Below are 13,052 nucleotides of genomic sequence, written 5' to 3' on the forward strand. Positions count from 1 at the left end.
GACCAATGAAGACGCGTGACATCATGTTCCTGGGCGCCGCGACGATCGCGCTGTCGGCAGCGCCCACCGCGCAGGCCCAGCAGGCCGGAATCGACAAAAGGGTCGAGCGGCTGGAAAAGGAAATGCGCGCGGTCCAGCGTTCGGTGTTTCCCGGCGGCGCCCCGACCTTTTTCGAAGGCGAGATCGCGCCCGAGAGCGCACCGAGCAGCGGCGTCCGCAGCAACACACCGGTGATCGAACTGACCGCACGCGTCGACGCACTCGAATCCCAGTTGCAGGCGCTGACCGGCCAAACCGAACAAAATGCCTTCCGGCTGCGCGAACTGGAAAAGCAGTTCACTGCCTATAAGACCGAAATGGACAAGCGCTTCGCCGATCCCGCGGCTGCGGCCGCTGTCGAAACTCCCGCTAGCCTGACCCCGACGGTCAAGCCGCCCGCCGCAACCACGGTCGTCGCCGCCGTGCCAGCAAAGAAGCCCCCGACCAAACCGGCCGCAGCATCGACACCCGATGCCGCGCGACTGGCGCTGGTCAAGAAAGTCGAAGTGCCTGCGACCGGCAATGAGGTCGAGGACGCCTATAATTACGGCTATCGCCTGTGGGAGGCCAAGCTCTATCCCGAGGCGCAGACCCAGCTCAAACAGGTCGTGACCAAATGGCCCAAGGACAGCCGGGCGAGCTTCGCCCAGAATCTGCTTGGCCGGGCCTATCTCGACGAAGGCAAACCCAGCCTCGCCGCGGTCGCCTTTTACAATAATTACAAGGATCGGCCCAGCGGCGCGCGCGCGCCGCACAGCCTGATGTATATGGGCGTCGCGCTCGACAAGCTCGGCCGCAAGGCCGACGCCTGCAAGGCGTTTCGCGAACTCGACGAAGTCTATGGGGCCAAGGCCCCGAAGGATGTCCGGGACGATGCGGCTGCCGCCAAAACAAAAGCTGGCTGCTGACGGCGACGCCGCCGATCGGCTCGCCGGCGATCTGCTGGCGCTGGTCGGCCGCGACTGGCACCGACTGCATTATGGTGTTGCCGTTTCGGGCGGCCCCGACAGCATGGCGCTGCTCTGGCTGATGGCGTCGGTGCTGCCCGGACAAGTCTGGGCGGCGACGGTCGATCATGGCCTGCGTCAGGGTTCGGACGAAGAGGCGCGAATGGTCGCGGGCTTTTGCGCCCGAGAGCATATCCCGCATTCAACCTTGCGCCCCGCCGAACCGATCAAGGGATCATTGCAGGCGGCGGCGCGCACCGAACGCTATCGCCTGCTCGATCAATGGCGCGATGCGAACGCGCTCGACCATATCGTCACCGCGCATCACGCCGACGACCAGCTCGAGACGATCGTAATGCGCCTCAACCGCAGCAGCGGGGTCAGCGGCCTCGCCGCAATCCGCGCGCGCAATGGCACCCTCCTCCGGCCTCTCCTCAACTGGCGGCGCAACAGCCTCGTCGCGCTGGCGCTCGAAAACGACCTGCCCTTCGTCGACGATCCGTCGAACAGCGACAACCGCTTCGACCGCGCGCGGCTGCGCCATGCACTGCAATCGCAAAATGTGATCGATCCCGAGGCAGCAACGCGGTCGGCGCGGTGGCTGGGCGAGGCCGACGACGCAATCGACTGGGCGGTCGAACGCCTGATCGCCTCCTGGCCCGACGCGTCCGACATCGCGGTCATCCGCGACGACGGCTATCCACCCGAAATTTTCCGCCGCATTGTCACCCAGCGGCTCCGCGCCAATGCGCCGCACCTGGCGCTGCGCGGCGCTTCGCTCGACGGGGTGATCTCCGCAATGCACGCTGGACGTCGCGCGATGGTCGGATCCCTGCTGATCGATGCGGTGCGCGGCCTTCAGGGCACGATTTGGCGCATTTCGCTCGCCCCGCGCAGGAAAGCCCGCACAAAGGCCTGATTGGCTCATTGTCATTTAACCGGATTATCCTATCTTATGTGGGTAGGGTCGCGACAGACGCGACATTTTGGAAAGATTCCGCATGCAGGACGACAAGGAACCGCAGGGCAACCCCTGGATGAAGAGCGTGATGATCTGGAGTGGCATCTTGCTTGCCATGCTCCTCGTCGCCTCGATGTTCGGCGGCACAGCACAGCCAGCGGGGAGTGCCCTTGCCTATTCCGAGTTCCGGCAAAAGGTCGAAGAAGGCGCCGTCAAGGACGTCGTTCTGTCCGACGACCGGGTGACGGGCACGCTGTCGAACGGCAGCCCTTTCACCGCCAACGTCGTGCGCGATCCCGAACTGCTCAAGATGCTCAACGACAATAATGTCAGATATGACGGCAAGCCGACCGAAACCGGCAACGTCTGGATGTATATGCTCATCCAGATTCTGCCCTTCCTACTGATCCTCGGCATCGCCTTCTTCGTTTTCCGCCAGGTGCAGAAAAACAATGGCTCGGGCGCGATGGGCTTCGGCAAGTCGCGTGCGAAAATGCTGACCGAAAAGCAGGGCAAGGTGACCTTTGACGATGTCGCCGGCATCGACGAAGCCCGCGAAGAGCTGGAAGAAATCGTCGAATTCCTTCGCGACCCCACCAAATTCTCGCGGCTCGGCGGCCAGATTCCGAAGGGGGCGCTGCTCGTCGGCTCGCCCGGTACCGGCAAGACCTTGCTCGCCCGCGCGATCGCGGGTGAGGCTGGCGTTCCCTTCTTCACCATTTCGGGTTCGGACTTCGTCGAAATGTTCGTCGGCGTCGGTGCCAGCCGCGTCCGCGACATGTTCGAACAGGCCAAGCGCAACGCGCCCTGCATCGTCTTCATCGACGAAATCGACGCGGTTGGCCGCCATCGCGGCGCCGGGCTCGGCAATGGCAATGACGAGCGCGAGCAGACGCTGAACCAGTTGCTCGTCGAAATGGACGGCTTCGAGGCGAACGAAGGCATCATCATCGTCGCTGCGACCAACCGCCCCGACGTACTCGATCCCGCGCTTCTGCGTCCGGGCCGCTTCGACCGTCAGGTCGTCGTGCCGCGCCCCGATATCGAGGGCCGCCAGAAGATCCTCGAGGTCCATACGCGCAAAAAGCCGCTGGCTCCCGACGTTGACCTCCGCCGAGTCGCACGCGGCACCCCCGGCTTCTCGGGCGCCGATCTGGCCAATCTTTGCAACGAAGCGGCACTGCTCGCCGCACGCAAGGGCAAGCGCCTGATCGCCAACGACGAGTTCGAAGAAGCCAAGGACAAGGTCATGATGGGCGCCGAGCGGCGTTCGATGGTGATGACCGAGGACGAGAAGAAATCGACCGCCTATCACGAGGCTGGCCACGCGCTCGTCTCGCTGCACGTCGACGGCTGCGATCCGCTCCACAAGGTTACGATCATCCCGCGCGGCCGCGCGCTGGGCGTGACGTGGAACCTGCCCGAACGCGACCGATATTCGACCAATATGAAGCAGATGAAGGCGCGCCTCGCGCTCTGCTTCGGCGGCCGCATCGCCGAACAGCTGATCTACGGTAACGACGAGCTCAACACCGGCGCGTCGAATGACATTCAGCAGGCAACCGACATGGCACGCTCGATGGTCATGGAATATGGCATGTCCGAAAAGCTCGGCTGGCTGCGCTATCGCGACAATCAGGACGAGGTGTTCCTCGGCCATAGCGTGTCACGCGCGCAGAATATGTCGGAAGACACCGCGCGTCTGATCGACGCCGAAGTCCGCCGCCTCGTCGAAGAGGGCGAGAATGTTGCGCGCAAGGTGCTGACCGATCACCTCGACGAGCTCCACCTGCTCGCCGGCGCCCTGCTCGAATATGAGACGCTGTCGGGTGAGGAATCGAAGCGCGCGATCAAGGGCGAAGACATCGGCCGCGAGGATGATGCCGACAAGCGCGGTACGCCGGTTCACGGCCACGCCGGGTCGCTGCCGCAGATCAAGCGCAAGAAGCCGCGCCCGTTCGGCGACGCCAATCCGCAGGGCGCATAGTCTGTTCTTGCAAGGATGGAAGCGACCATCACGATAAGCCCGAACCCGTCGAAGGGCGCTTGTCCAACAAGCGCCCTTCGTTTTGGCTCGATCGGGAAACGCGCCCTGCCCGCCATGATGGCAGGCGCCATGCTGTGCGGCATGGCCCCCGGCGACATGAGCGTCGCCGCCTTCCTGCTCCGCGCCGATTCGGTCAGCCGACTGGGCCCGCTCGCTATCGCAACCCCCGAAGGCATCCGCCTCAAAAATGAAGTCGTCGCCGCGGGCAAGCGTTACAAGGCGCGGATCGATGCCCAGCGCCGCGCGGGCCTCAGGACGACAAGTTGCCCCCCGGAAACGGGATCGCTGACCCCCGACCAATGGCTCGCGCATCTGCGCAGCTATCCGGCCCCAACCCGCAAGGCGGTGTCGGTCTATGTCGCATTCGATGGCTTGATGAAGAAACGCTACCCCTGCCCTGCCTGATGCGCCAAGAACGACTGCCGATCGAGACAGGATCGGCGGACAAGGAGCAACCTCGCGACATGACAATTTATTGCGATGAATCGGGCGGACTTAACGCGGGCGCGATGACCTTTTCGGCGGTGATGCTCACCCCGCAGTCGGCGGCTGCGATCCACGAACGCTTCCGCGACGTCACCGGCCTCCGCGGCGAGCTAAAGGGCAGCCGGATCAGCATCGTCGAGCGCGCTTATCTGCTCGAGCTGTTCGACCGCGCGGGCGGCCGCGCCTGGGTTGCGGTCGCCGATCGCGACAGGCTCGCGCATAAACCCGGCGGCACCCTGCCCAGCGATCTCGCGCTCTATGCCGCACTGCTCAACCTCGCGGTCGGACGCTGGCTGCCCGAGACGGGCGGTGTATGCACCGATGTCGTGATCGACGACGGCCGCTATGACGCGAAAATCCTGTCGCAAGTGCGCGCGGAGATACAGGCCGGCCTCGGCCAATGGGGCCACGCCTCGCTCGCCGACAGCCGCCGCAGCGACGGCGTTCAGATCGCCGATGTGATCGCGAACAGCCTGTTCAACATCACAGTCAAATCGCCGCGCGCGCACCGCATCCAGCGGATCATCGACCCGATGCTGGCGTCCAGGGCGATCCGCATCGCAGAGCTGGCGAAGGTTGGTTGAAGCGGTGGCGGATCACCCTCCGGGATGACGATGCGAGGATGTCCGAAATGGGGTGGAGGGAGCTGACCTCCACTTTCGTCATCCCGGGGTCGACCCGGGATCCCGCTTTTCGAGGCACCGACAGGCGCCTGGTTTCAAGCGGGACCCCGGATCAGGTCCGGAGCGACTATATAGTGAAGGGCGGCTTTTGGCGGATGTTGTTGAAAAAGTCGGCCTTCGGAAACGGCTTGAAACAAAGGTGCGTAATCAGACGCTTCCGAGCAGAATCGGTTCATAGTTGCCGACAAATTTGACCCAAAGCTTCATCGCACCGACAGAAAATTACAGGGGCCGACTTTTCAACAGTACGGTCGTTTCCAGTCATTCGCCCCCGGTCACAAGAAAGAGAGAGAGACAGGGCTTAGCCAGGTATGCAGTAAGCTTCGGCGCCAAGGCGGTTCGGAACGATTACCCCGCCGCCCGGAAGCTTCGTGGGCCCTCTTGAGGCATTCTCGCGCTCAATCAAGGCAACCAAGGCCAGTCGCGCGGTTTCTCAGGCTGGGATAGTCCGTGACCGCGATCCCGCCGCCGCTTCGAAAAATTACCAGCTTATGTGCGGCAGCAGTTTGGCCGCTGGCTTGCGAGGGGGACAGTGCCCCCATCATCAATAGCGCTGCTCGCTTCATGCCCCCTCCTTCTAGCATCCCCCGATGCCTTCAATCGCCCGCACTATCCATCACAAGCGCATCCCGGTCCAGCCGAGCATTTCTTCTCGCGAGCAATGCATGTGTCCCCGCAAGCCTTCCCGGCCTTGCAGACCTTGCAGCAGGACTGAGCTGCCGCTGTGCCGCATAGAGGCATGGCTGCGGGAGCTAGCGCAAGGAGTGCCAGCGCGGTGAAGAGTGATCTCATGGTCATATCTCTTATCGGTGCATCTCGTCGTTTCGGTAAGACAGAAGCGAGCGGCAGGGGGTGAGAAGTGCAATGCGTACAAAAAGCCCCACCGGGTGAGGGCGGGGCAAGTGGGGGATCGAGAGCAAAGGGCCTACCCGTTAAGGCACTCCCAAAAAGAAAGACGCCCAACGCCCGGCCTCGGGGGGATAGTATGACTCTTTGCGAGAAATAAAAACTATTTCGTCATCCCTTTTAGCAAGTTTTTTCATAACGGAAATTCAAGAATCCGCGCATGATAAGCAGAATAATTGTAATTTTCGGGATTCGAAATTGCAGAATTAATGCAGTGAATTTAGAATTTAGAAATAATTATTGTTCGATCCAATTCTGCGCAACATGACCTGGTCACTCTTCCCAAATCTCATCCGGCCACGAGTCCGTGTCACAAGAGAGGTAGAGCTAGGGCTATTTCGCTATTTCGCTATTTCGCTATTTCGTTGATCGCTTCAAAATCAGCGACAAGAATCTCTAGAAGCGCCGTGTCTCCTGATTGGGAGCTAATCTGGATCGGCAGCTTTCCGTCCTCCGCGTGAGCCGCTATTTCGGCGGGCGATAGCGAGATCGTGAAGGATTCGTTCAGCAAGCACCCCCCGCGGCAAGACCCAACATCTTTGTCTGTGTTGGTGAAGTTCACCGCGCCACCGCCCCGAAACACTGCGCGGTCAAAGTGCCTCCAGTCGCCCCGATAGATCAAAAATCCCCGCACATTGGTTGGGCCGATTTCATCCCCGCCCCAAATTTTGGCGACGCCCGCACTGACAATCGCGCCTTTCGCACTCACCGTTCTCACCCGCGGTGTGGAATATTCGTAACTCCGGGCAAAATCATCAGAGTATTTTGTGACCGTGACGCCGTTGCTAGACACGATCGTGCTCTTCACCAATTGGGCATGGGCGCCACTGCCCATCAAAATGCCTATTGCCGCCCCCAGCGCCAATATTTTCCGCTTCATAACCGCTCATAATCCGGCCACTCCTCGTCTGGCCACCAGTCGAGATCGGCACCAGAAAGAGGCTTTGCGCGACCGACCTCCAAAACTGCCTAGTACCGAGTTTCCGAATTAAACTACCCATTGGAGCTTCTCGCATGTCGGTCAATAATAACATGTACCACTGAGCATACGCCCGCAATTGATGACGTGGACGGCTCTCCACCCTTTCCGCAGAATGGTCTGCGGATGAGTCGGAAGGAGAGGCACGATGGGGACAGTTACGACGATTGGTTTGGACCTCGCGAAGAGCGTGTTCCAGGTGCACGGTGTTGATGCGTCGGGAGCCGTGGTTCTTCGCCAGCGGCTGACGCAAGGGCGGATGCTGAAGTTTTTCGTGAAGCTGCCGCGGTGTCTGGTGAGCATCGAGGAATGACTGCATAGCAAATATCGATATAGAAAACATCGATCGATTACTGATCGCTCTTTCTTAACCCTCACAGCCTATTTCCTTTGAAGCGACTCGACGCGGGGGGTAGGTTATGAAAAGTTGGGCAGTGATCTGCAGCGCGATGGCGCTACTGGCAGCCGGGAGCGCGCACGCTCAAACAGTCTATCCGGTATCGACAGCCAATGGCCCGCCATTTGCGCTGACGAAGCGCTATTACCTTCCCATCGGGACGCCGCTGAAGTTGCAAACGACGACGACGCTTTCGACGAAAGTCAGCAAGCCCGGCGACCGCGTGCACCTGAAGGTTGTAGAAGACGTGAGTTTTCGTGGCACCGTCGTGGTCCCAGTCGGCACCTTGGTTATTGGAGAAGTGTCGCGGGCGCAGCGGAACGGCCATGTGGGCAAGAAGGGCAAGCTTGAAGTCCGGTTGGTCAGCGTCGAAATGCCCGATGGTCCCGTTCGGCTGAGCGGCACCGCCTATGATGAAGGCAAAAGCCAGACTGCCTTGTCGGTCGGGACGATGCTCTTTGTTTCGGCGCTTGGCGGATTTCTGATCCACGGCACCAGCGCGAGCATTCCGGCGGAAACATCCGTGACGGCCTATATTATGGAGCCGCTGCGTTTCGCTTGGCGCCCTGAAAGGGAAGCGCTGATAGCCCTGTTGCCGCAATCGGAGCAAAGAGCCGCAGGCCAGAATATCGCTTCCTCAGAATTGTCGGATTGATCCATCGGTCCGCCTGCAGCGGCTGACGGCTACAACGGGCCACCAACTCCAACACCCTGAAGCTATCGTTTGCTTTCTGGGCCCGAACGTCGCCCCGCTCTCGGCGGGGTGGGCAGGTCGGACGTCCCCTATTTAGGCCTCGACGTCCAAAAGCGGTCTGACTGCAATTGGAGGTGGGTTCAACGGGTGGCCGCAACACTTCATTCTTTGAGAGGAGAAGGAGTGTGGGGATGAAGCAGCGCCGACCCCCGAGGAAGAGGCCGCCGCGATGACGATGTGGCGCGACGACGAAAGCGACGAATGGCGCACCAACTTCCTGCCGCCAGAGGGTTTTCTCGGCATCGAGGAAGGCGAATTTCGCGACCCCGATTATGAACGCACCTTCAATGCTGACGAAGAAGCCGCGTGGGAGGCCACATGCGCCGCCGCCCAGTTGCGCAAAGCGGGCGAAGCCGCACGCCACGCGTTTTTCGGCCTGCCGGTCACGGCGAATGACACGGCGGCGGAACCCGCATTAAAACCCCGCAATACCGCCATTCGCTGATCAATCCTCCCGCACAGGGAGAATCGTTCCCCAACCTTGTCATCACCGCAAAAGCGGGAACCCAGCGCAACAAAAATCCAGCGCGGCAGCGCTGGGCCGCAACGCCACAGTCAGTCGCCCTTGGCGCCCCATGTCGGATCGACGCGTCGCACCGCGCCGTCGAGCGAGCGCAGCAGCAAGGCAGCGGCCAGCGCAATCAAACCGAGCATCGCAAAGAAGGAGGCATGATCGACGTAGCTCCACAGCATCCCGACAAGTCCCGCCGACAGGCTGCCGGTAAAGATCGCCAGATACCAGGCCGCAACCGTCGTCGCGCCGAGCCGCGGCGGCGCGAGCCGGGCAAACAGCCCCAGCCCCGTCGGCAGAACCAGCAGTTCGCCAAAGGTGAAGATGGCGAAGAACATCGCGAACCACAGCCACGGCGCCTTCGCGTCGCCGCTGCCCCATTCGACCGCGGCGAGCAGCATATAGGCGCAGGCGACGACGACGGCGCCCAGCGCCATGCGGCGCGCTGGCGACGTGTCTTTCCCCGCATCGGCGCGGCGGTGCCAATAGGCGAGCAGCGGCGGCGTCATCAACATGACGAGCAGCGGGTTGAGCGACTGGAACCAGGTCATCGGGATGGTGAAACCGCCCAGCCCGCGATCGAGCCCGGTATCGGCCCACAGTGCAACCGTATTGCCGACCTGCTCATAAGCGCCGCGGAACACGGTGACCGACAGCGCGACCGCGAGCAGCACCATGAAAGTGCCCTTATGATCGGCCCAGCGCATCGGCGGCATGTCGGCGGTCGGCACGCGCGGCGGTTCGGGCGGCAGGTATCGCTGCCCCCAAAGATAGATGATCAATCCGGCGAACATGCCGATCCCGGCAGCGCCAAAGCCATAGTGCCAACCGTAAAGCTCGCCCAAGGTGCCGCAGATCAGCGGTGCGAGGAAACCGCCGATGTTGATGCCGACATAATAGACATTATACGCCCATCCGCGCCGCGGATCGCCCGCCTTGTACAGGTCGTTGATCTGGCTGGGCAGGCTGGGGAGGAAAAGCCCGTTGCCAAGCGCGATCGTCGCGAGCGCGAAATAGAAGAGCGGTTCGAACGCCATCATGAAATGGCCGATCGCCATGATCGTCGCGCCGAGTACGACCGCGCGCCGCTTTCCGAGCAGGCGGTCGGCGATCACGCCGCCGACGATCGGGGTAAAATAGGCGCAGGCAGTATAGGCGCCATAGACAAAGCTGCTGTGACCCTGCGTCATCAGCAGCTCTTTGGTCATATAATAGACCAGCAGCGCGCGCATCCCATAGTAGGAGAACTGCTCCCACATATTGGTCAGGAACAGCACGGTCAGCCCGCGCGGCTGACCAAACCAGGTGGGATCGCTCGCTTGGCTAGTCATGCGGCGACAACCGCCCGCGCACCCCAGACCGCTTCATCGCACCAGATTGTGCCGTCGCGATATAGGACACCCGGCGTCCGGTCCTGTTTCAGGAAGGTCGGTCCGTCGAGGTCGACAAGATCGCAAAGCTGGCCGACGACAAAGCCCGGCGCTGCGCCAAGGCTGCTGCACACCATGCAGCCGACCATCACGTCCAGCCCGGCGTCGCGCGACGCGGTGGCGATCATCAGCGCCTCGGTCAGCCCGCCGCATTTGTCGAGCTTGATGTTGAAGACGTCGAAGCGCCCGTTCAGTCCCGCGACATCGTCCAGCGTCAGCGCGCTTTCGTCGGCGGCCAGCGGGATAGGTGCATCATAGCCATCGAGATCGGCCTCACACCCGCGCGCCAGCGGCTGTTCGATCAGCGAGACATTCGCTGCAACCATCGCCGCGACGAGCCCGTCGAGATCGCCGATCGCAAAGCCCTGATTGGCATCGACGCCCAGCCACACATCGGGCCGCGCAGCACGGATCGCCTTCACTCGCGCGACATCGAGGTCGAGATCGCCGGTAAGCTTGATCTTGATCGACTGCGCCTGACGATAGGCCGTGGCTTCGTCGGCCATCTTCGCAGGCTCGCCCGCCCCCACCGTGAAGGTGGTCCGCAGCGGCCGCGGCGCGTCGAGCCCCGCGAGCGCCCAGACCGGCTTGCCCGACTGTTTCGATTCCAGCTCCCACAGCGCCGCATCGACGGCATTGCGCGCCCCGCCCGCGGGCAGGATCGATCGTAGCTCGGCGCGCGCAAGACCGGCCTCGATTGCGTCGCGGGCTCCATCCAGCGCCGCGAGCATATGGGCGAGATCATCGCCGATATAATAGACGCCGGTCGCCTCGCCCCGCCCGATGTGTGTGCCATCGTCGAGGGTGACGATGACCGCATCGCGCCCATCAAAGACATGGCCCGAAATGCGGAAGGGTGCGGCAAGGCGGAGCGTCTCGACCGAGACGCCCAGTTTCAAACGTGACATCAATAATTCACCGTCATTGCGATAAGGCCAAAGGTCCATGCGACATAGAGGGTCAGCAGGATCGCGAGCAGGATGAGCGTCGCCCAAAGCGTGCGGAACCAGCCGCGCTTCTCCTGACGCACGTTCCGAAGGTTGAGCGCAGCCAGCACGACGCCGCCGACCAATATGATCAATCCGGCGATCTGGAGGAACCAAAGCCACGGATCATAGGAAGGCAGCGCCTTCAGCGTCGACAGGCTGATCGCCCACGCGGCGACCAGCGCAACCACCAGTCCGCCAGCGACGCGGACGCCGCGATAAACGCGAAGCGAACGGCGCGAAAGCGTGAGCGGCGTCTTGTAGTGGCGGCGGATCAGAGCCGACACCGGCCACTGAAGCAAGGTAATCAGAAGGACGCCAAGGCCGACATAAAGCGCGGGCATGATCCACGCCGACGACTTGGACGCCGGCGCACGGTCGAACACCATGAAAGGCGAAATACCGTCGATGCTCCAGCGCACGACCTTGCCATCGACGACTTTCGCGGCAAGCCGCCCATGGCCATTGGCATTGTGCCACTCGAAGGGCGAAGTCTCGACCCACATGGCGGGTTTTCCGCTCAGGTCGCGTCCGGCCGGAACGATCAGTTCACCCTTGGCATTGACGCTGATCTTCACCTGGCTGAGCAGCGACGCGAGCGCATAGAAATTCGTCTCTGCACGGCGGCTGTTGAGCCAGTTGCCGACAAGCATTTTCGCATGCTCGGCCGACGTCTTCGCATCGACGCGGGTGCCCGGCATTTCATTGCCGGGAAAATAGCGATCGGCGAAATCTTCAAACAATACGCGGCGTACCGGCCCGACCGAGCCCTGCTCACCTGTCGCGTTGAACGACATGTAGATGCCGACATTTTCTTTCATGAACAGATGGAGCGCGCTGTGGAATGCCTGGGTGTCGCCCAGATGCCCGATCACCTGACGACCGTTGATGTTGGTTTCAAAGAAACCCAGCTCCATCCGGTTGAGCGGCGGCAGGATGGTCAGCGGCGTGTCGTGCATCATCCGCGCAGTTTCGGGCTTCATCAGGCCAGCACCCTGACCCAGGTGCGCGATCATGAACTTTCCTATATCGGCGCCGGTCGAGGACAGGCCGCCCGCCGGCGACGGGCCGACGATTTCAAACTTGTACGGCCCGGTCGAAAGCTGGCGATATCCGGTCGCCATCCACGGCGCGAAAGCCTTGGGAAGCGGCTGGCGGAAGGTCGATTGCGCCATGCCGATCGGCTGGAAAATCCGCTGCTCGACATAATCGTCGAACGACATCTTCGATACGCGCTCGACGATATAACCCGCCAGCGCGGTGCCATAATTCGAATATGACGGCGTCGAGCCCGCAGCATAAATGCGGCTGGGAATGCCACTCTTCACCAGATCTCCCAGTGGAATCTGGAATTTCGGATTGTCGAACATGGTCAGCTTGCCATGTTCTTCAAACCCCGCCGTATGCGTCATCAGCTGGCGCATCGTGGCAGGCTTACCGTCTTTCAGCGGGATCTTGAAATCGAGGTAGGTATTGACGTCGGCGTCGAGGTCTATCTTCCCGGCCTCGACCTGCTGCATCACCGCGGTCCAGGTGAAGAGCTTCGACACCGATCCGGGGCGGAAGAGCGTACGGGCGGGATCGACCGGCGTGCGCTTCGCCGCATCGGCATAGCCAAAGCCGCGCTGCGTCAGCACCTGCCCGTCCTTGACGACGACAATCACGGCACCGGCGAGATCACCTCTCCGCAGCGCGAAGGGCATCATGCCATCAAGCCATGTATCGACGTCTTGCTTCGTCAGGGTAGCCGGGGCCGGAAAAACCGAAGGTGCAACGGACGGCGCGCTCGGCGCCGCGACGGGCACAGGCGGAGTCGCAGGTTTCGACGCCGCAGTCCCGACCACCAAGGCCAACGGCAACAGCGCGAACAGCTTGAACTTTCGCATCCCAATTCCCCTATTTTCACAGCTATGGCTGTCCGCCAGT

Annotated in this window: 11 protein-coding genes and 1 pseudogene; 8 read left to right on the plus strand and 4 right to left on the minus strand. The window is 61.9% G+C overall.

What is annotated here, in order from left to right; all coding sequences use genetic code 11:
• Nucleotides 1-5: 5 nt before the first annotated feature.
• The 5 genes from CDQ91_RS02245 to CDQ91_RS02265 all read left to right on the plus strand — a co-directional run bounded on the left by CDQ91_RS02245 (nt 6) and on the right by CDQ91_RS02265 (nt 5,064).
• Nucleotides 6-947: a tol-pal system YbgF family protein gene (locus CDQ91_RS02245; RefSeq protein WP_088471063.1), complete on the plus strand. Its 942-nt coding sequence runs from the start codon at nt 6-8 to the stop codon at nt 945-947.
• Complete coding sequence (gene tilS, locus CDQ91_RS02250) at nt 913-1,905, plus strand: tRNA lysidine(34) synthetase TilS (protein ID WP_237245776.1); 993 nt, start codon at nt 913-915, stop codon at nt 1,903-1,905. The genes CDQ91_RS02245 and tilS overlap by 35 nt, the downstream gene beginning before the upstream one ends.
• 82 nt (nt 1,906-1,987) lie before the next feature.
• Nucleotides 1,988-3,934: an ATP-dependent zinc metalloprotease FtsH gene (gene ftsH, locus CDQ91_RS02255; RefSeq protein ID WP_088471065.1), complete on the plus strand. Its 1,947-nt coding sequence runs from the start codon at nt 1,988-1,990 to the stop codon at nt 3,932-3,934.
• Between the two features lie 114 nt (nt 3,935-4,048).
• Entirely contained in the window at nt 4,049-4,399 is a 351-nt protein-coding gene (locus tag CDQ91_RS02260; protein WP_088471408.1) for a hypothetical protein, read from the plus strand.
• A gap of 59 nt (nt 4,400-4,458) precedes the next feature.
• Nucleotides 4,459-5,064 carry a DUF3800 domain-containing protein gene (locus CDQ91_RS02265; RefSeq protein WP_088471409.1) on the plus strand — a complete coding sequence of 202 codons (606 nt, stop codon included), beginning with the start codon at nt 4,459-4,461 and terminating at the stop codon, nt 5,062-5,064.
• Between the two features lie 1,354 nt (nt 5,065-6,418).
• Here CDQ91_RS02265 and CDQ91_RS02275 read toward each other — a convergent pair.
• The gene (locus CDQ91_RS02275) at nt 6,419-6,949 is read right to left on the minus strand and encodes a hypothetical protein (protein WP_088471067.1); all 531 of its coding nucleotides are present in this window, start codon (nt 6,947-6,949) and stop codon (nt 6,419-6,421) included.
• A 247-nt stretch (nt 6,950-7,196) separates the two neighbouring features.
• Here CDQ91_RS02275 and CDQ91_RS20915 point away from each other — a divergent pair.
• The 3 genes and pseudogenes from CDQ91_RS20915 to CDQ91_RS02285 all read left to right on the plus strand — a co-directional run.
• Nucleotides 7,197-7,355: pseudogene (locus CDQ91_RS20915) on the plus strand (IS110 family transposase); the annotation flags it as partial.
• Between the two features lie 127 nt (nt 7,356-7,482).
• Complete coding sequence (locus CDQ91_RS02280) at nt 7,483-8,100, plus strand: hypothetical protein (RefSeq protein WP_088471068.1); 618 nt, start codon at nt 7,483-7,485, stop codon at nt 8,098-8,100.
• 268 nt (nt 8,101-8,368) lie between these two features.
• Entirely contained in the window at nt 8,369-8,644 is a 276-nt protein-coding gene (locus CDQ91_RS02285; protein WP_088471069.1) for a hypothetical protein, read from the plus strand.
• Nucleotides 8,645-8,754: 110 nt separating this feature from the next.
• Here the strand turns inward: CDQ91_RS02285 and CDQ91_RS02290 are convergent, their stop codons facing one another.
• From CDQ91_RS02290 to CDQ91_RS02300, 3 genes are read right to left on the minus strand one after another with little or no spacing between them, the layout of a single operon-like run.
• Nucleotides 8,755-10,041, minus strand: a complete 1,287-nt coding sequence (locus CDQ91_RS02290) for a peptide MFS transporter (RefSeq protein WP_088471070.1) — start codon at nt 10,039-10,041, stop codon at nt 8,755-8,757.
• Entirely contained in the window at nt 10,038-11,048 is a 1,011-nt protein-coding gene (locus CDQ91_RS02295) for a dipeptide epimerase (RefSeq protein WP_088471071.1), read from the minus strand. Before CDQ91_RS02295 ends, CDQ91_RS02290 begins: the two co-directional genes overlap by 4 nt.
• Complete coding sequence (locus tag CDQ91_RS02300; RefSeq protein ID WP_088471072.1) at nt 11,048-13,012, minus strand: serine hydrolase domain-containing protein; 1,965 nt, start codon at nt 13,010-13,012, stop codon at nt 11,048-11,050. The genes CDQ91_RS02295 and CDQ91_RS02300 overlap by 1 nt, the downstream gene beginning before the upstream one ends.
• Nucleotides 13,013-13,052 lie beyond the last annotated feature (40 nt).

The organism is Sphingopyxis witflariensis (genome assembly GCF_002205635.1).
Taxonomy (GTDB): domain Bacteria; phylum Pseudomonadota; class Alphaproteobacteria; order Sphingomonadales; family Sphingomonadaceae; genus Sphingopyxis; species Sphingopyxis witflariensis.